The sequence below is a fragment of the Streptomyces sp. CG 926 genome (genome assembly GCF_003148825.1).
Lineage (GTDB): Bacteria > Actinomycetota > Actinomycetes > Streptomycetales > Streptomycetaceae > Streptomyces.
The window spans coordinates 72,898-91,230 of the sequence record NZ_QGGZ01000011.1 but is presented as its reverse complement, the minus strand read 5'-3'; the positions used below and the strand labels follow the sequence as shown (position 1 = coordinate 91,230).

14 protein-coding genes are annotated in these 18,333 nt (G+C 71.7%); 7 read left to right on the top strand and 7 right to left on the bottom strand.

The features are described 5' to 3' along the window. Positions 1–172 precede the first annotated feature (172 nt). The 5 genes from BCL76_RS27465 (at position 173) to BCL76_RS27445 (ending at position 6,079) form a co-directional block, all read left to right on the top strand. Positions 173–1,498, top strand: a complete 1,326-nt coding sequence (locus BCL76_RS27465; RefSeq protein ID WP_109782084.1) for a DUF2252 domain-containing protein — start codon at positions 173–175, stop codon at positions 1,496–1,498. Between the two features lie 38 nt (positions 1,499–1,536). After that, positions 1,537–2,223 carry a hypothetical protein gene (locus tag BCL76_RS27460; protein WP_109782083.1) on the top strand — a complete coding sequence of 229 codons (687 nt, stop codon included), beginning with the start codon at positions 1,537–1,539 and terminating at the stop codon, positions 2,221–2,223. Positions 2,224–2,271: 48 nt separating this feature from the next. Beyond that, complete coding sequence (locus BCL76_RS27455; protein WP_109782082.1) at positions 2,272–3,066, top strand: DsbA family protein; 795 nt, start codon at positions 2,272–2,274, stop codon at positions 3,064–3,066. A 162-nt stretch (positions 3,067–3,228) separates the two neighbouring features. Further along, entirely contained in the window at positions 3,229–4,890 is a 1,662-nt protein-coding gene (locus BCL76_RS27450; protein ID WP_109782081.1) for an alkaline phosphatase D family protein, read from the top strand. Between the two features lie 232 nt (positions 4,891–5,122). Then, positions 5,123–6,079, top strand: coding sequence for a zinc metalloprotease (locus BCL76_RS27445; RefSeq protein ID WP_109782080.1), 957 nt, complete (start codon positions 5,123–5,125; stop codon positions 6,077–6,079). A gap of 61 nt (positions 6,080–6,140) precedes the next feature. On the opposite strand, the gene BCL76_RS27440 is transcribed toward BCL76_RS27445, so the two are convergent. Further along, positions 6,141–6,710: a dienelactone hydrolase family protein gene (locus BCL76_RS27440; RefSeq protein WP_109782079.1), complete on the bottom strand. Its 570-nt coding sequence runs from the start codon at positions 6,708–6,710 to the stop codon at positions 6,141–6,143. Between the two features lie 46 nt (positions 6,711–6,756). Between BCL76_RS27440 and BCL76_RS27435 the strand changes: the two genes are divergently transcribed. Then, positions 6,757–7,833 carry a mechanosensitive ion channel family protein gene (locus tag BCL76_RS27435; protein WP_109782078.1) on the top strand — a complete coding sequence of 359 codons (1,077 nt, stop codon included), beginning with the start codon at positions 6,757–6,759 and terminating at the stop codon, positions 7,831–7,833. A gap of 20 nt (positions 7,834–7,853) precedes the next feature. Here the strand turns inward: BCL76_RS27435 and BCL76_RS27430 are convergent, their stop codons facing one another. The 5 genes from BCL76_RS27430 to BCL76_RS27410 all read right to left on the bottom strand — a co-directional run bounded on the left by BCL76_RS27430 (position 7,854) and on the right by BCL76_RS27410 (position 12,556). Further along, complete coding sequence (locus tag BCL76_RS27430) at positions 7,854–9,446, bottom strand: Na+/H+ antiporter (RefSeq protein ID WP_109782077.1); 1,593 nt, start codon at positions 9,444–9,446, stop codon at positions 7,854–7,856. A gap of 212 nt (positions 9,447–9,658) precedes the next feature. Continuing rightward, on the bottom strand, positions 9,659–10,138 hold the full coding sequence (locus tag BCL76_RS27425; RefSeq protein WP_109782076.1) for a GNAT family N-acetyltransferase: 480 nt from the start codon (positions 10,136–10,138) through the stop codon (positions 9,659–9,661). After that, positions 10,135–11,076, bottom strand: coding sequence for an RluA family pseudouridine synthase (locus tag BCL76_RS27420; RefSeq protein WP_030773314.1), 942 nt, complete (start codon positions 11,074–11,076; stop codon positions 10,135–10,137). Before BCL76_RS27420 ends, BCL76_RS27425 begins: the two co-directional genes overlap by 4 nt. 52 nt (positions 11,077–11,128) lie before the next feature. Beyond that, positions 11,129–11,671 (bottom strand): signal peptidase II, encoded by a 543-nt coding sequence (gene lspA, locus BCL76_RS27415; protein WP_258309950.1) that lies wholly within the window; start codon positions 11,669–11,671, stop codon positions 11,129–11,131. 135 nt (positions 11,672–11,806) lie between these two features. Further along, complete coding sequence (locus tag BCL76_RS27410; RefSeq protein ID WP_109782074.1) at positions 11,807–12,556, bottom strand: TraR/DksA family transcriptional regulator; 750 nt, start codon at positions 12,554–12,556, stop codon at positions 11,807–11,809. Between the two features lie 625 nt (positions 12,557–13,181). Between BCL76_RS27410 and ileS the strand changes: the two genes are divergently transcribed. Next, on the top strand, positions 13,182–16,328 hold the full coding sequence (gene ileS, locus BCL76_RS27405; RefSeq protein ID WP_109782073.1) for an isoleucine--tRNA ligase: 3,147 nt from the start codon (positions 13,182–13,184) through the stop codon (positions 16,326–16,328). Positions 16,329–17,088: 760 nt separating this feature from the next. On the opposite strand, the gene BCL76_RS27400 is transcribed toward ileS, so the two are convergent. Continuing rightward, positions 17,089–18,312, bottom strand: coding sequence for a DivIVA domain-containing protein (locus BCL76_RS27400; protein ID WP_109782072.1), 1,224 nt, complete (start codon positions 18,310–18,312; stop codon positions 17,089–17,091). Positions 18,313–18,333: the final 21 nt, after the last annotated feature.

The following is an 18,333-nucleotide window of genomic DNA, read 5'->3' as shown; positions in this document are numbered from 1 at the left end:
GCGCGGGTCCTCCGGCGGCGGGGGGTGAGGGGGCAGCTTCGAATCCTACGTCGGCCGGCTGACAGATCGCGGGCACTGACCGGTACGGTCGGGCGTTGCAGAACCAGGAGGGCCGATCCGACGTCCAGTCGGTCGGAACCTGAAACAGCCCGTGCACCAGGAGGAACCCGCCATGGCGGTCCCCGAGACGACCGACGAGCAGCGCGCCGAGCAGATCCTCGACGTGTTCGACACCGCGTTCGGTGAGCTGCTCGCCGCCGACCCCGCTGCCTTCCAGGTCAAATTCCGCAAGATGGCGGCTTCGGCCTTCGCCTTCTACCGGGGTACCGCCTGCCTCTTCTACTCCGACCTGGAGCGGGACCGGCACGGCGGCCCGTACCTGGACGAGCGGACGGGCCGGGTGTGGATCCACGGAGACCTGCACGCCGAGAACTTCGGCACGTACATGGACTCCAACGGTCGGCTGATCTTCAACGTCAACGACTTCGACGAGGCGTACGTCGGCCCCTTCACCTGGGACCTGAAGCGGTTCGCCGCCTCCGTCGCGCTGATCGGCTACACCAAGGCGCTCAGCGACGACCAGATAAGCGAGCTGGTGCGGATCTACGCCGGCGCCTATCGGGAGCGGATCCACATGCTGGCCGCGGGGGCGAAGAACGAGGAGGTGCCCTCCTTCACGCTGGACACCGCCGAGGGCCCGCTGCTGGCCGCGCTGCGCTCGGCCCGTTCCCGCACCCGTTTCTCCCTCCTGGACTCCATGACGGAGATACGGGACTACGAGCGCCGCTTCACGGCCGACGGGGGCTCCATCGAGCTGGACGCCGCCACCCGCTACAAGGTGCTGGCCGCCTTCGACGGGTATCTGGAGACCCTCCCCGACGAGTCGCTGGTGCGGCCGGACTCCTACCGGGTCAAGGACGTGGTGGGGCGCCGGGGCGTCGGCATCGGCTCGGCGGGCCTGCCCTCCTACAACATCCTGCTGGAGGGGCACAGCGACGCCCTGGAGAACGACGTCGTGATCTACCTCAAGCAGGCGCAGACCCCGGCGGCCTCCCGGCACATCACGGACCGGGCGGTGCGGGAGTACTTCCGGCACGAGGGTCACCGGACGGTCATCTCCCAGCGCGCCCTGCAGGCGCACGCCGACCCGTGGCTGGGCTGGACGGAGCTCGACGGGGCCGGACAGCTGGTGGCGGAGGTCTCCCCGTACGCGGTGGACCTGGACTGGTCGGACCTGGACGACCCGCAGGAGATCGCGGCCGTCGTCGCGGACCTGGGCCGGGCGACGGCGACCATGCACGGGGCGGCCGACGCGGACGAGAGCGGGCAGACGCTGGTGCCGTTCTCCACCGAGCGGGCCATCGACGCGGCGATCGCGGCCGACGAGGAGGGCTTCGCGGAGCTGCTCGTGGACTTCGCCCACGCGTACGGGGCCCGGGCGCGCGCCGACCACCAGATCTTCGTGGACCTCTTCCGTAACGGGCGTCTCACTCCCTGAGCCGCTGTTCCACAGGAACGCATGGCACACTCGCGAGGATGGACATTTCCGGGACGGGACTCAGGGGGCTGCGGGCCGCGCTGTTCAGCGCGCTCGTGGTACTGCTCTCGTCCGGCTCGCACGTCCTGATGTCCCGGGTCCCGCTGCCGCCCACCCTGGTGGCCGGGGCCTTCGTGGGTGTGTTCGCGATCGCCTACGCGCTGGCCGGCCGGGAACGCGGCTTCGGTCCCATCGCCGGGCTGCTGGTACCGCTGGAGCTGGCCGCCGACACCGTCTTCACCACCGGGCAGCACCTCTGCTACGGCGCGGCCGGCGGGCCCGTCGCGGGCCCGCTGCGCGCCATGGGCCTGGACGCCCTGTGCGGCGGGGCGCCGGTGGGCGGGCCGCTGGCCGAGGTGACCGGGCCGGTCGACGCGGCCGCGCTGCTGGCCTCGCCCGGGCCGTACACGCCCTGGGCGCTGCTCGGCACCCATGTCTCGGTCGGGCTGCTGGCCGCCGCCTGGCTGCGCCACGGCGAGCGGGCGCTGGGCCGGCTGCTGCGGGCGGTGGCGGCCTTCGCGTTCCGGCCGCTGCTGCTGGCCGCGGCTTCGGGCGTGGTGGCCCACCGGCCGGCGCGGGTGCTGCCGCGGTCGGCCCGCTCGGCCGCCGGGGCCCGTACCCGCTTCCCGGCACACTCCGTGGGACGGCGGGGACCCCCCGTGCTCGGCGCGCTCGCCCGCGCCTGACGCACGTACGGCAGTCCCTTCCACACGTCACACCCCACGGAGATCATGATGAGTTCACGCAACAGCCACGCGAACAAGGCAGCGGCCCGCGAGCGTCTGCGCGCCGAGCGCGAGGCCCAGGCCAAGAAGGACAAGGTGCGCCGCCAGGTGATCGTGGCGGGCGGGGTGCTGGTCGCGCTCGGCGTGATCGGCGCCATCGCGTACGGGGTCGTCCAGATGAACCAGCCCGGCCAGTGGGAGAAGGCCGCCACGGCCGAGCTGGTCAAGCCGAAGAACGCCGAGGGCGAGAACGGCACCACGGTCGTCATCGGCAAGCCCGACGCGAAGAAGACGCTGGAGCTGTACGAGGACTCCCGCTGCCCGGCCTGCGCCGCCTTCGAGCAGGCCTCCGGTGAGCAGATCCACAAGGACGTGGACGCGGGCAAGTACAAGCTCCAGTACATCGGCGCCACCTTCATCGACAACGCGGTCAAGGGCGAGGGCTCGAAGAACGCGCTGAGCGCCCTGGGCGCGGCGCTGAACGTCAGCCCGCAGGCCTTCCTCGACTACAAGGCCGCGCTGTACTCCAAGGACCTGCACCCCGAGGAGACCGTCGACAGCTTCGCCAAGGACGACTACCTGCTGAAGGTCGCGGACACGGTCCCGGCGCTCAAGGGCAACGCCGAGTTCAAGAAGGCCGTCGAGGACGGTACGTACGACCGGTGGGCGCTGGAGATGTCGAAGGTCTTCGACAAGTCCGGGGTGAAGGGCACGCCGGCCCTGAAGATGGACGGCAAGAAGATCGACACTCCGCAGACGGCGGAGCAGTACACGGCGGCGATCGACAAGGCCCTGCAGGGCTGATCCTGACGTAATGCGGAAAACCGGTCATTCATAAATCCGGAAAACCGGAAATCACCGTCCGGACCGGCCGCTTCCAAGGGCGGGCGAACTCCCAGAGTTCGCCCGCCCTTTGCATTCCCGCACCTGGCCCGGGGGGTGTACCCGTCGGTAATATGATCGCCCGTGACCAGTCATCTCGCCTCTTCCCAGTCCGCGGCAACTCCCCGCCGCCGCACGGTCGTTCTGGCCGCAGCGGCCACGGCCGCGCTGGCTCCCCTCACCTCGTTGGGCGCCTCGGCCGCCCACGCGGCGGGCATCGCGCCCGCCTTCCTCCACGGCGTCGCCTCGGGCGACCCGCTGCCCGACGGGGTCCTGTTGTGGACCCGCGTCACCCCGACCCCCGAGGCCGTACCCGGCTCCGGGCTCGGCTCGGCCACCCAGGTGAACTGGGAGGTGGCGGCCGACAAGGGCTTCTCCCGCATCGTCGGCTCCGGCACCGTCACCGCGAGCGCCGCCACCGACCACACGGTCAAGGTGGACGTGCGCGGGCTCCAGCCGCAGACGCCGTACTGGTACCGGTTCACCGCCGGCGCCACCGTCTCCCCCGTCGGGCGCACCCTGACCACCCCGGCCCACGAGGCGACGACCGACGGGGTCCGCTTCGGCGTGGTCTCCTGCGCCAACTGGGAGTCCGGCTACTTCTCCGCCTACCGCCACCTGGCGGCCCGCACGGACCTGCACGCGATCCTGCACCTGGGCGACTACATCTACGAGTACCAGTCCGGGGGATACCCGGAGGCGAAGTACGTCGTCCGCCCGCACGAGCCGAAGCACGAGATCGTCTCGCTCGCCGACTACCGCACCCGCCACGGCAAGTACAAGACGGACGCCGACCTGCAGGCCCTGCACCACGCGCACCCGATCATCGCCATCTGGGACGACCACGAGTTCGCCAACGACGCCTGGGCCGGCGGCGCCGAGAACCACACGCCGGGCGCCGAGGGCGAGTGGGCGGCCCGCGCGGCCGCCGCCAAGCAGGCCTACTTCGAGTGGATGCCCGTACGCGCCTCCATCGCGGGCACCGTCTACCGGCGGCTGCGCTTCGGCACCCTCGCCGACCTGCACCTGCTGGACCTGCGCTCCTTCCGCTCGCAGCAGACCAAGGTCGGCAGCGGCTCGGTGGACGACCCGGAGCGCACCATCACCGGGCGCGCCCAGCTGGACTGGCTCAAGTCGGGCCTCGCCGGGTCGGAGGCGACCTGGAAGCTGGTCGGCACCTCGGTGATGATCTCCCCGGTGGCCTTCGGCTCGCTGCCCGCGCACCTGCTGAAGCCGCTGGCCAAGCTGCTCGGCCTGCCCGAGGGCGGCCTCGCGATCAACGTGGACCAGTGGGACGGGTACACGGACGACCGCAAGGAACTGCTCGGCCACCTGAAGGACCGGGGCATCAAGAACACCGTGTTCCTGACCGGCGACATCCACATGGCGTGGGCGAACGAGGTCCCGATGAACATGGCCACCTACCCGGGCTCGGGGACGGCGGCGACCGAGTTCGTGGTCACCTCGGTGACCTCCGACAACCTCGACGACATGCTGCACGTCCTGCCGGACACCCTCTCACTGGTGGCCGAGTCGGCCATCAAGGCCGCCAACTGGCACGTGAAGTGGCTCGACATGGACGCGCACGGCTACGGGGTGCTGGACGTGACGGCGGAGCGCTCGCAGATGGACTACTTCGTGGTGTCCGACAAGCGGCAGCAGGGTGCCACCTCCGCGTGGAGCCGGTCGTACCGGACGCTGAACGGGACCCAGAAGGTGGAGCGGGTGCATCAGCCCGTCCGCTGATCGACCGTCGATTTTCCGGCCACATGGGGCGCCTGGTACATACCAGGCGCCCCATGTGCATCAGAGGCAACAAATCTTTTACGTAAGGCACTTGACCTGAATATGTCATGCACACATAAGCTTCGCGCCAGCTGAAGAAGATCCTTCAGGCCACCACCCCCCACAACCCCCCACGCGAGGAGCACACGTGCGCGCAGTTGCCCGCATATCCCCCCTTCTCTGCCGCCGCCTGATGGGCACGGCGGTCCTGGCCGGAACCTTGGCATTCACGCCGCTCGCCGCCCCCACCACGCTCGCGGCCGCCGCCAAGTCCCCCGCCGAGGTCTGCGCCGACCAGCCCGCCTCCTCCGGCGCCGCGAACGCCCGCGTCGCCCGCGCCCACGACGAGCACGCGGACGAGCCCAACGCGATCAGCGACGCGCAGGCGAAGTCGATGGACGCAGACCTCAAGGCGAAGCTGGACAAGGCACTCAAGAACCAGCCGCAGCGCAGCCTGACGGCCGCCGAGGCCGTCGTGAACATCCCCGTGTACGTCCACGTCGTGCACTCCGGCACCACCGGCAAGCTGACGGCCACGGACGTCGGCAAGCAGCTCGCGGTCCTGAACGCGGCCTACGGCGGCCAGGGCACCGGCAACGTCAACACGAACTTCCAGTTCACCTTGGCGGCCACCGACTACACGGACAACGGCACCTGGTACAACCTGGCTTCCGGCTCGCAGGCCGAGAAGGACATGAAGAACACCCTGCGCAAGGGCGGCCCGGGCGCGCTCAACCTCTACACCGCCAAGCTCTCCGGCGGCCTGCTGGGCTGGGCGACCTTCCCGACCTCGTACGCCTCCAGCCCCAAGATGGACGGCGTGGTCGTGCTCGACAGCTCGCTGCCGGGCGGCTCCTCGGCCAACTACAACGAGGGTGACACCGCCACCCACGAGGTCGGCCACTGGTTGGGGCTCTACCACACCTTCCAGGGCGGCTGTAACGGCAACGGCGACTACGTCTCCGACACCCCGGCCGAGAAGAGCGCCGCGTACGAGTGCCCGACCGGGCGCGACAGCTGCGCGAGCAAGCCGGGCGTGGACCCGATCCGCAACTTCATGGACTACACGTACGACTCCTGCATGTACCAGTTCACCGCCGGCCAGGTGGCTCGCATGTCGAGCAGCTGGACCGCCTACCGCGCGGGCTGACGCACCGACGACGAAGGCCCGGTCCGGCATCCGCCGGGCCGGGCCCTCGTCGTTCGCGCGCCTACAGACTGTCGAGGAAGCCGACGGCGACCTTCCAGAGCTGCTCGGCGGCCTCGGCGTCGTAGTCGTCCAAATCCGGGTCGGTGAACAGGTGCCCGGCACCGGGGTAGCTGTGGACCTCGACGTCGGCCCCCGCGCGCTGCATCCGCAGGTACCAGGCCGTCAGCCAGTCGTGCGGCTCGAAGGGGTCCGGGTCCGCGATGTGCAGCTGGACGGGCAGCTCGTCCACCGAGGCGCCGTCCTCCAGGTCCGCCGTCCCGTGCAGGAGCAGCAGCCCGCGCGCCTTCTCGTCGGCCATCGCCAGGTGCTGGGCGACGGAACCGCCGAAGGAGAAGCCCGCGTAGACCAGTCCCTGGTCCGAGTGGGGGGCGGAGGCCAGCACCGCGCGCTTCAGCAGTTCGTCACGGCCGATCTCGTCCCGGTGGGCCATGCCCTCCTCGACGGTCCCGAAGGTGCGTCCCTCGAAGAGATCCGGCACCTGGACCTGGTGCCCGGCCGCGCGCAGCCGGTCGGCCGCCGCGTGCACCGCGGGCCGCAGCCCGTACGTCGAATGGAAAAGCATGATGTTCATGCCTCCATCGTGCCGGCCGCCACGCACTACGTTCGTTCCCATGGAGATGGAGAACGTCCTGCGCCCCGTCACGGTCGTCGGCGGCGCCCTGGTCGCCACCCTGATCGCGGGTTGGCTGCTGGACCTGCTGCTGCGCCGGGCCGACGCCCGGCACACCGAGACCCCCCTGTGGGGCTTGCTGCGCCACTGCCGGCTGCCCTTCCAGGTCGTCCTGTGCGCCTCGCTGCTCCGGGCCTCCTACCGACGCGCCGGGATCCTGCCCGACCACGCCTTCGGCGTCGGCCGGTTCCTGACCCTGGTGCTGATCGCCTCGGCGGCCTGGCTCGCGGTACGCATCGCGACGGCCGCCGTCGACTCCACGTACGCGCGCTACGCGGCGGTGACCGAGGACGAGGCCCGGGTACGCCGGGTCCGCACCCAGGTCACGCTGATCCATCGGGTGGTCACGGCGGTGGTGGTCGTGGTCGCGGCGGCGGCGATGCTGCTGACGTTCCCGCCGATGCGCGCGCTCGGCGCCTCGCTGCTGGCCTCCGCGGGCGTCCTCGGCATCGTGGCGGGCATCGCAGCCCAGGCCTCGCTGAGCAACCTCTTCGCCGGCCTGCAGATCGCCTTCGGCGACACCGTCCGCATCGGGGACACCGTGGTGGTGGACAAGGAGTGGGGCCGGGTCGAGGAGATCACCCTGACCTTCCTGACGGTCCGCACCTGGGACGAACGGCGCATCACGATGCCGGTGTCCTACTTCACCGGCAAGCCCTACGAGAACTGGTCGCGCGGCGGCGCGCAGATGACCGGCACGGTCTTCTGGCACCTGGACCACGGCGCCCCGGTCGACCTGATGCGGGAGCGGCTCCGGCACATCCTGGCGGAACTCCCGGAGTGGGACGGCCGCGGCGGCGGGCTGGCCGTGACGGACACCACACCGCACACGATCCAGATCCGCGCGGTGGTCACGGCGAAGGACGCGGACGACATCTGGACCCTGCGCTGCGCGGTCCGCGAGCGCATGATCACCTGGCTGGTGGCCGAACACCCGCACGCCCTCCCCCGCATCGCCACGGCCCCGGCCGCGGAGTCCGGCCCGGCGGCGGGAGACGGGTCGGCGCCGGGGACGCCGAGGTGACCGGCCCGGGCCGCACCGCCTCAAGGGGCCCGCAGGCTGCGTACGTCGAGGTGTCGTAGGACCCGGTCCACGATCTCCGGGTCGGAGCCGGATTCGCTGCGGGCGGCCAGGACCTCGTGGCGGGCGGCCGACATCATCTCGCGTTGGATCCGCTGGATGTCGTGGAGCCGCTCCACCCGCTTCGCGTACGCCTCACGCCGTTCCTCGTCCACCATGTCGGGGCTGATCCTGGCCCCCACGTCGTACGCGCGCCGGTACAACTGCTCGACCAGGTCCTCCGGCAGGTCCTCCACCGCCTCGATCTCCTTCAGGCGCTGCTTCGCGGCCTTGGCGGCGCGGATCGCCAGCCGCCGTTCCGCGTCCCGGTCTGCGTCCGTGTCGGCCTCCACCCCCAGCCGTCGCACCAGCCACGGCAGGGTCAGCCCCTGACACACCAGGGTCGTCATGATCACCGCGAACGCGATGAAGATGATCTGGTCCCGCCCGGGAAAGGGATCGCCGGCGTCCGTCTTGAGCGGAATGGCCAGGGCCAGGGCCACCGAGGCCACCCCGCGCATCCCCGCCCACCACATGACCACGCTCTCCCGCCAGCTCAGCGGGATCTCCTCGTCGTAGTCGCGCCGCTGGTGCAGCCTCTGGGCGAGCCAGCCGGCCGGCAGCAGCCACACCAGCCGTACACCGACGACCACCGCGACCACGATCGCCGCCCACCCGGCCATCTCCCACACCCGGTCCTCGGCCGTGCCGAACACGTTGTGCAGCTCCAGCCCGATCAGCCCGAAGGCCACGCCGGTGACCAGCATGTCGACGACTTCCCAGAAGGTGTGCCCGGCGAGGCGCCCCAGCACGTCGTCGGCGTCGCTCGCGTACTCGGCGAGGAACAGGGCCGTCGTCAGCACGGCCAGCACCCCCGACCCCTGGAGCTCCTCGGCCACCACGTACGCGACGAACGGCACCAACAGGGTCAGCCCGATCTGCAGGGTGGCGTCGCCGAGCCGCCCCATGAGCCGGTTGGTGACCCAGCCGAGCGCGAGCCCGACCGCCACGGCCACCACGGCCGAGAGCACGAACTCCCCGAGGGCGTCCGGCCAGGAGAAGCTGCCGCTCACGACGGCGGCGACGGCCACGTGGTAGAGCACGATCGCCGTCACGTCGTTGAAGAGCCCTTCGCCCTCCAGGATCGACACCATGCGGCGGGGCAGCCCGAGCGATCCCGCGACGGCGGTGGCGGCCACCGGGTCCGGCGGGGCGACGAGCGCGCCGAGGGCGAGGGCTGCGGCGATCGGCAGCCCGGGAACGACGGCGTTGGCCACGGCCGCCACCGCGGCGGTGGTGACGAACACCAGGGCCACGGCCAGCAGCAGGATGGGCCGGACGTTGGCGGCGAACTGCCGCCAGGACGTGCGCTGCACGGAGGCGTACAGCAGGGGCGGCAGCACCAGCGGCAGGATGAACTCGGGCGGGATCTCGACGTTCGGCACGGCCGGCACCAGGGCGAGGATCACCCCGCCGACGGTCATCAGGACGGGCGCGGGCAGTTTGAGCCGGTCCCCGAGCGGCACCGTGACCACCGCCCCGAGGAGGAGCACGAACAGCAGAGCAAGCTGATCCACTCCCCCACCCTGCCAGTCCGCTGCGCTCGGCTCGTGCGGGTGGGGGCCGTGTCGGGGCTGCGCCCCGAACCCCTAGGGCGCTCCGCGCCCGCGCCTCAAACGCCGGCGGGGCTATGAATGGCCCGGCCGACGCTCTCTTCAGCCTCGCCGGCGATTGAGGCGCGGGGTCCGGAGCGGCGCCCCGGCAGTGGCTGCACGCACCGTCGCCTCGGCTACGGCAGGGGGCGGCGCATGGCCCGGTGGGGGATGCCCGCGTCCTGGAATTCCGGGCCGTAGGCCACGTAGCCGAGCCGCTCGTAGAAGCCCAGCGCATGCGTCTGCGCGCCCAGGTCGACCGCGGTCAGCCCCCGGCGGGCGGCCTCCGCCTCGATCGCGCGGACCAGCGCCACACCCACACCCAGCCCGCGCGCGGCCTTGGCCACGGCCAGCCGGCCCAGCGAGCCGACCGTCAGGTCGCCCGTCTTGCCGAGGGCCGCCGGTCCGTACAGCAGCCGGCCCGTGCCCAGCGGCACGCCGTCCGCGTCCACGGCCAGGACGTGCACCGCGTCCGCGTCGTACGCGTCGTACTCGATCGACTCCGGTACCGACTGCTCGACCACGAAGACCTCGGACCGCACCGCGAAGCAGGACGTCAGGTCCTCCTCCGAGACGGCGACCCGGACCTCGACCGTGCCCGCGACCGGCGAGGTCACTCGCTCTCCGCCCGGATCACGTCCAGCGCGTGCTGCAGGTCCGCCGGGTAGGTGCTCTCGAACTCGACCCACTGCCCGTCCGCCGGGTGCTCGAAGCCGAGGCGCACCGCGTGCAGCCACTGCCGGGTGAGGCCGAGCCGCTTGGCGACGGTCGGGTCGGCGCCGTAGGTCAGGTCGCCGACGCAGGGGTGCCGGTGCGCGGACATGTGGACGCGGATCTGGTGCGTACGCCCGGTCTCCAGCTTGATGTCCAGCAGCGAGGCGGCGCGGAAGGCCTCGATCAGGTCGTAGTGGGTGACGGACGCCTTGCCGTCCTGGATCACGGCCCACTTGTAGTCCGCGCTGGGGTGGCGGCCGATCGGCGCGTCGATCGTGCCGCTCATCGGGTCCGGGTGGCCCTGCACCAGCGCGTGGTAGCGCTTGTCCACGATCCGCTCGCGGAACTGGTTCTTCAGCGAGGTGTAGGCGCGCTCGGACTTCGCGACGGCCATCAGGCCGGACGTGCCGACGTCGAGGCGGTGCACGATGCCCTGGCGTTCGGAGGCGCCGGAGGTGGAGATGCGGTAGCCGGCCGCGGCGAGGCCACCGATGACGGTGGTGCCGGTCCAGCCGGGGCTCGGGTGGGCGGCGACGCCCACCGGCTTCATGATGACGACGATGTCGTCGTCGTCGTGGATGATCTCCATGCCCGGGACGGGCTCGGCGACGAGCTCGACCGGCCGGGCCGGCTCGGGCATCTCGACTTCGAGCCAGGCGCCACCGTGCACACGCTCGGACTTCCCGACGACACTGCCGTCGACCGACACCTTCCCCGCGGCCGCGAGATCGGCCGCCTTCGTCCGGGAGAAACCGAACATACGGGCGATGGCGGCGTCGACGCGCTCGCCTTCGAGGCCATCGGGAACGGGCAGGGTGCGGATCTCGGGAATCGTACTCACCCGTCGAGTATGCAGGACGGGGCGGTCGGACCGTTCCGCGATCAGCCTTCGATCAGTCCTTGTGGACGGTCCCGTCCGGGTCCAGGCCCTTGAAGGACAGCAGGACGATCAGGATGCCGCCGCACACGATCGCCGAGTCCGCGAGGTTGAAGACGGCGAAATGGGCGGGCGCGATGAAGTCGACCACCGCGCCGCGGAACACGCCGGGCGAACGGAAGATCCGGTCGGTCAGGTTGCCCAGCGCGCCGCCCAGCAGCAGGCCCAGGGCGATCGCCCACGGCAGGCTGTAGAGCTTGCGCGCCAGCCGCACGATCACCACGATCACCGAGGCCGCGATGCAGGTGAAGATGATGGTGAAGGCCTCGCCGAAGCCGAAGGCGGCGCCCGGGTTGCGGACGGCCTCGAACTTCAGCAGGTCACCGATGATCTCGATCGGCGGCTGGTGTTCCAGCTTCGCCACGACCAGCATCTTGCTGCCGAGGTCGAGCAGGTAGGCGAGCACCGCCACGACGAGCAGAGCCGTGATCCGACGGCGCCCCTTGGGCCCGGCGGACTCCGGCTGGGTGTCGTCCCCGACCTCCGGCGTACCGATGATGCGCTCCGCCTCTGCCACGTGAGTCCCTCGAACTAGCTCGAACCAGGCTCCTCCTGGACCCTGACGGAACACGAGGGTACGTCAGGGCCCCCGCGGACCGCCTGCCCCACCTCCCCGACCTCGCGGGTGGTGCCGTCAGTGCCGCCGTTCCTGCTTCTGCTTGCAGTCGACGCACAGCGTGGCCCGTGGGAAGGCCTGCATCCTGGCCTTGCCGATGGGCTGCCCGCAGTTCTCGCAGAGCCCGTACGTACCCGCCTCCAGCCGTTCCAGGGCCCGCTCGGTCTGCTCCAGCATCGAGGTGGCGTTCGCCGCGAGCGCCAGCTCGGACTCCCGCGTGATGTTCTTGGTGCCCGTGTCGGCCTGGTCGTCGCCCGCGCCGTCCCCGGAGTCCCGCATCAGGCCGGTGATCGCCGCTTCGGAGGCGTCTAGCTCGGCCCGCAGGCGCAGCACCTCCGACAGGAGCTCCGCACGGGCGTCCTCGACCTCCTTGGGGGTCCATGGGTCCTCCCCGGGCCGTACGGCGAGCTCGCCGGGGGCCAGGCCCGCCGTGGCCCGCGCCTTGGGGAGCCCGCTGGTGGCGGCCGCGGCCGTCTTCCTCGCCGTACCTGTGCTCTTCTTGGCAACCACTTTCCGGACTCCCGTCTTCTCAGCGGCAGGTGCCGCCCCCTCGGCCGCGGCCTTCTTGGCCGTGGCCGTCCGCTTCTCGACGGCGGTCGTCTTCTTGACGGCGGTCGCCTTCCCGTCCGGAGCCGGCGCTCCGGTGGCGGTCTTCCGGGCAGCGGTCGCCTTCTTGGCGGGGGCCGCGTCCTCGGAGTCCGCCGCCTTCCCGGCGGCCTTCCCGACAGCCTTCTTGGCAGTACTCCCGGCGGTCTTCTTCGCCACCATGGCCGCGGCCCCTTCACATACTGTGATCTTTGCTCGCGAATCGTGCCGGAACGATAAATCGACACCGGCCCCGCGGCAACGGGGCACGCATCCGGCGAGGTCAACCTGCATCCGTTGTGCCCATCAGGAGCCCTGGTAATCCGCCACTCCCGCCCCACCCGGGTCGTCACCGCCGCCGCAGGCCCATTCGGGTCACGCCGGGGGCCCGCGGAGCTCGCGCGCGGACCCTCCCGCCGGCCCCGCCACGCCGGGCCGGCGGCCCCCGCACGGGCCCCCGTAAACCGGTCTGCCGAGCGCCCCCCGGGCCCGTACACTGGGCCCAGCGAAAGGCATGGACGGGGACGAGTAGCGTCGTACGCAGCCAGGAGCGACCCGGGGACGGTGAGAGCCCGGGGGCGAGCGCGATGCGAAGGATCACCCCTGAGCCGCCGGAAGAAAGCCCGCGCGGGATCCCCGGATCCCAGGACGGCGAGTAGAACCGGCTTCGCACCCCAATGAGGGGGCCACCGGATCCGTCCGGCGGCCAAGGAGGGTGGTACCGCGGGAGCAGGCGTCCTGGATCTTCAGGAGCGACTCTCGTCCCTCCGGACGGAATGACACCCCGCCGGAGGAAGAGTTCAGCCTCATGACCACACCGCCGCAGTACCGCCCGGTACCCGCCCAGGTCGACCTGCCTGCCCTCGAGCACGCCGTCCTCGACTTCTGGCGCGAGAGCAAGACCTTCGCCAAGACCCTGGAGCAGTCCGAGGGCCGCCCCGAGTGGGTCTTCTACGAGGGCCCGCCCACCGCGAACGGCATGCCCGGCGCGCACCACATCGAGGCCCGCGTCTTCAAGGACGTCTTCCCCCGGTTCCGCACCATGCGCGGCTACCACGTGGCCCGCAAGGCCGGCTGGGACTGCCACGGCCTGCCCGTCGAGCTCGCCGTCGAGAAGGAGCTGGGCTTCAACGGCAAGCAGGACATCGAGGCGTACGGCATCGCCGAGTTCAACGCCAAGTGCCGCGAGTCCGTGACCCGCCACACCGACGCGTTCACCGAGCTCACGACCCGCATGGGCTACTGGGTCGACCTGGACGACGCCTACCGGACCATGGACCCCGAGTACGTCGAGTCCGTGTGGTGGTCGCTGAAGGAGATCTTCAACAAGGGTCTGCTCACCCAGGACCACCGCGTCGCCCCCTGGTGCCCCCGCTGCGGCACCGGCCTCTCGGACCACGAGCTGGCGCAGGGCTACGAGACGGTCGTCGACCCCTCGGTCTACGTCCGCTTCCCGCTGACCTCCGGCCCGCTCGCGGGCGAGGCCGCGCTGCTGGTCTGGACGACGACCCCGTGGACCCTGGTGTCCAACACGGCCGTCGCCGCGCACCCCGAGGTCACGTACGTCGTCGCCACGAACGGCGAAGAGAAGCTGGTCGTCGCCCAGCCGCTGCTGGAGAAGTCCCTCGGCGAGGGCTGGGAGGCCACCGGCCAGACCTTCACGGGCAAGGAGATGGAGCGCTGGACCTACCAGCGCCCCTTCGACCTCGTCGAGTTCCCGGCCGAGGCCCACTACGTCGTGAACGCCGAGTACGTCACGACCGAGGACGGCACGGGTCTGGTCCACCAGTCCCCCGCCTTCGGCGCCGACGACCTCGCGGTCTGCCGCGCGTACGGCCTGCCCGTCGTGAACCCGGTCCGCCCCGACGGCACCTTCGAGGAGGACGTCCCGCTGGTCGGCGGCGTCTTCTTCAAGAAGGCCGACGAGAAGCTGACCGCCGATCTCGACTCCCGCGGCCTGCTCTTCAAGCACATCGCCTACGAGCACAGCTACCCGCACTGCTGGCGCTGCCACACGGCCCTGCTCTACTACGCGCAGCCGTCCTGGTACATCCGCACCACCGCCGTCAAGGACGCGATGCTGCGGGAGAACGAGAAGACCAACTGGTTCCCGGACTCCGTCAAGCAGGGCCGCTTCGGCGACTGGCTGAACAACAACATCGACTGGGCGCTGTCCCGGAACCGGTACTGGGGCACCCCGCTGCCCATCTGGCGCTGTGAGGAGAACCACCTCACCTGCGTCGGCTCCCGCGCGGAGCTGGGCGAGCTGACGGGAACGGACCTCTCCGCCCTGGACCCGCACCGCCCCTACATCGACGACGTCACCTTCACCTGCACCCACGAGGGCTGCTCGCTGGAGGCCGTGCGCGTCCCCGAGGTCATCGACGCCTGGTACGACTCGGGCTCGATGCCGTTCGCGCAGTGGGGCTACCCGCACAAGAACAAGGAGATCTTCGAGAAGCGCTACCCGGCGCAGTTCATCTCGGAGGCCATCGACCAGACGCGCGGGTGGTTCTACACGCTGATGGCCGTCGGCACCCTGGTCTTCGACAAGTCCTCCTACGAGAACGTGGTCTGCCTGGGCCACATCCTCGCCGAGGACGGCCGCAAGATGTCCAAGCACCTGGGCAACACCCTCGAGCCGATCGCGCTGATGGACCAGCACGGCGCGGACGCGGTGCGCTGGTTCATGGCGGCCGGCGGCTCCCCGTGGGCGGCCCGCCGCGTGGGCCACGGCACGATCCAGGAGGTCGTCCGCAAGACCCTCCTCACGTACTGGAACACGGTGGCCTTCCAGGCCCTGTACGCCCGTACCTCGAACTGGGCGCCGTCCGCGTCGGACCCGGCCCCGGCCGACCGTACGGTCCTGGACCGCTGGCTGCTCTCCGAGCTCCACACCCTGGTGGCCGAGGTCACCGAGGCCATGGAGTCGTACGACACCCAGCGCGCGGGCAAGCTCCTCTCCGCCTTCGTGGACGACCTGTCCAACTGGTACGTGCGCCGCTCGCGCCGCCGCTTCTGGCAGGGCGACGCGGCCGCGCTGCGCACCCTCCACGACGTGGTGGAGACGGTCACGCGGCTCCTCGCCCCGCTGACCCCCTTCATCACGGAGCGGGTCTGGCAGGACATGATCGTCCCGGTCACCCCGGACGCCCCGGAGTCGGTCCACCTGTCGACGTGGCCGACGGCGGACACCTCGGCGATCGACCCGACCCTGTCGCAGCAGATGCAGCTGGTCCGCCGCCTGGTGGAGCTGGGCCGGGCGACGCGGGCCGAGTCGGGCGTCAAGACCCGCCAGCCCCTCTCCCGGGCCCTGGTCGGCGCGGTGGGCTTCGACGCGCTCTCCCCGGAGCTGCAGTCGCAGATCACGGAGGAGCTGAACGTCTCCTCCCTGGCCTCCCTGTCGGAGGTCGGCGGGTCCCTGGTGGACACGACGGCCAAGGCGAACTTCCGGGCGCTGGGCAAGCGCTTCGGCAAGGGCGTCCAGGACGTCGCGAAGGCGGTGGCCGCGGCCGACGCGGCGGCGCTGTCCCTGGCGCTGCGGTCCGGCGAGGCCTCGGTGGAGGTGAACGGCGAGCCGGTCACCCTCACCCCCGAGGAGGTCATCATCACGGAGACCCCGCGCGAGGGCTGGTCGGTGGCGTCCGACTCGGGCGCGACGGTCGCCTTGGACCTGGAGATCACCCCGGAGCTGCGGCTGGCGGGCCTGGCCCGTGACGCGATCCGCCTGATCCAGGAGGCCCGGAAGAACTCCGGCCTCGATGTGGCCGACCGCATCGCGCTGCGCTGGTCCTCGGCGGACCCGGAGGTCGTCACGGCCCTGACGGACCACGCGTCTCTGATCGCGGACGAGGTCCTGGCGACGGACTTCGCGTCCGGCGAGGCGGACGCCGCGTACGGTGACCCGTTCACGGACGAGCCCCTGGGCCTGACCTTCCGCCTCCGCAAGGCGTAACCCCGGCCGAAGCGGCCCGTCCCCTCCCGGGTGGGGGGACGGGCCGCTTTCGTCTGCCCGTCCCCTCCCGGGTGGGGCCCGGTGGGTGCGCCTTTGCCCTGGCCGGGCTGGGTTCGGCTGCGGCCCGGTGGGTGCGCCTCAAGCGCCGGCGGGGCTGGGGTTGGGCCGCCGGGCCGGTGGGGTGGGGGTGCGGGGCCGGCGGCGGGTGTCTCCTCGGCTCGCGCGATACCCCGGGTCTCGGCTGTACCCGGCGGTGCGCGCTCGTCCTGCGGGGACACCCCCCACCGTCCCCGCACCCCCACCTGCCTGCCCGCGGCCGTGGGGCGGGGACACTCCGGGGGCTCCCCGCAGGACGAGCGCGCAACCTGGGCCGCACAACACAACCATGGCCGCGCCGCGCGAGCCGAGGAGAGCCCCCGGAGAGGCCCCGCCCCACCCGAAGCCCAACCCAAGCCCCGCCGGCAGCCGAACCCAGCCCCGCCGGCGCTTGAGGCCCACCCACCGAGGCCGCGGCCAAACCCAGCCCCGCCGGCGTTTGAGGCGCGGCCACCGGGCCGCACCCGGGAAACCAACCCGCACCGCCCGGCCAGGGCAACGGCACCGCCCGGCCAGGGCCACGGCACCGCCCGGCCAGGGCCACGGCACCGCCCGGCCAGGGCCACCGCCCGGGTACGGGAACGGGCCGGGCCCGGTGCCCCCGAAGGGGAACCGGGCCCGGCCCGTAGAGCGCGGCTGCCGACCGCAGAATCCGCGGCGGCGCCTAGTTGTCGTCCTCGTCGATCAGGAAGCCCCGCATCGGCGACGGCGCCTGCATCGGCTGCGGCGCAGCCGGCCGCACCGGAGCCATCGGCTGGGTCATCGCCGGGGACATCTGCTGCTGGTTGCCGCCGTAGGACGGGGCACCCATCGGGGAGGGACCGCCCATGGGGGACGGGCCACCCATCGAGGGACCGCCCATGGAGTGGCCCATCGCACCGGCCGGAGCCATCGAGGGCGACGGCGACGGCGGCAGCGCGGGACCGGCCGGGTTCCGCGGCGGAGCCAGCGAGTCGTCGGCCTGGGTCTCCAGCTGGCGCAGCTGCGACTCCAGGTAGGACTTCAGACGCGTACGGTACTCACGCTCGAAGCCCCGCAGGTCCTCGACCTTGCGCTCCAGCGTGGCGCGGGCGGACTCCAGGGAGCCCATCGCGACGCGGTGCTTCTCCTGCGCGTCCCGCTCCAGCGCGTCGGCCTTGGCGCGGGCGTCGCGCTCCAGGCCCTCGGCGCGCGACCGGGCCTCGCCGACGATCTTGTTGGCCTCGGAGCGGGCCTCCGCGATCGCCTGGTCGGCGGTCTGCTGCGCCAGCGACAGGACGCGGGCGGCGCTGTCGCCACCGGGGCCCTGCTGCGGGAGCTGCGGCTGCTGCTGGTGCATCGGCTGACCCATGGGCTGCATCTGCTGCCCCATCGGCTGCATCTGCTGGCCCATGGGCTGCATCTGCTGGCCGAGCGGGTTCTGGCCGCCCATCGACTGCTGCTGCTGCATGCCCTGGGGGCCGCCCATGGGCTGCTGCTGCATGCCCTGGGGTCCACCCATGGGGTGCTGCTGCATGGGACCGCCCATGGGGCCGCCCATCGGGCCGGGGCCCTGCTGGCCCTGGCCGCCGGGGCCCGGCGGAAGCTGCGGGGCGCCGCCCGGAAGCTGCGGCGGGCCCATCTGCTGCTGCTGCTGCGGCGGGCCGGATATGGCCGCGGGCACGGGGGCGCCGGGGCCTCGCTGGTCCTGGGGTTCCGGCTTGCGCATGCCCTGCTGCTGCTGGTTCTGCGCGGCGGCACGCGTGGCGGCTGCCAGCTTGGCGCGCAGGTCCTCGTTCTCGCGCAGCAGGCGCGTCAGTTCGGACTCGACCTCGTCGAGGAAGGCATCGACCTCGTCCTCGTCATAGCCTTCTCGGAGGCGGACGGTCGTGAACTGCTTGTTCCGCACGTCCTCGGGAGTCAGCGGCATGTCTTCTTCACCTCTACGTAG

What these genes read in the sequence shown, in the direction of transcription:
- BCL76_RS27465 (WP_109782084.1), top strand. Translation starts at nt 173, where the DNA reads ATGGCGGTCCCCGAGACGACCGACGAGCAGCGCGCCGAGCAGATCCTC.
- BCL76_RS27460 (WP_109782083.1), top strand. Translation starts at nt 1,537, where the DNA reads ATGGACATTTCCGGGACGGGACTCAGGGGGCTGCGGGCCGCGCTGTTC.
- BCL76_RS27455 (WP_109782082.1), top strand. Translation starts at nt 2,272, where the DNA reads ATGAGTTCACGCAACAGCCACGCGAACAAGGCAGCGGCCCGCGAGCGT.
- BCL76_RS27445 (WP_109782080.1), top strand. Translation starts at nt 5,123, where the DNA reads ATGGGCACGGCGGTCCTGGCCGGAACCTTGGCATTCACGCCGCTCGCC.
- BCL76_RS27440 (WP_109782079.1), bottom strand. Translation starts at nt 6,710, where the DNA reads ATGAACATCATGCTTTTCCATTCGACGTACGGGCTGCGGCCCGCGGTG.
- BCL76_RS27435 (WP_109782078.1), top strand. Translation starts at nt 6,757, where the DNA reads ATGGAGAACGTCCTGCGCCCCGTCACGGTCGTCGGCGGCGCCCTGGTC.
- BCL76_RS27410 (WP_109782074.1), bottom strand. Translation starts at nt 12,556, where the DNA reads ATGGTGGCGAAGAAGACCGCCGGGAGTACTGCCAAGAAGGCTGTCGGG.
- ileS (WP_109782073.1), top strand. Translation starts at nt 13,182, where the DNA reads ATGACCACACCGCCGCAGTACCGCCCGGTACCCGCCCAGGTCGACCTG.
- BCL76_RS27400 (WP_109782072.1), bottom strand. Translation starts at nt 18,312, where the DNA reads ATGCCGCTGACTCCCGAGGACGTGCGGAACAAGCAGTTCACGACCGTC.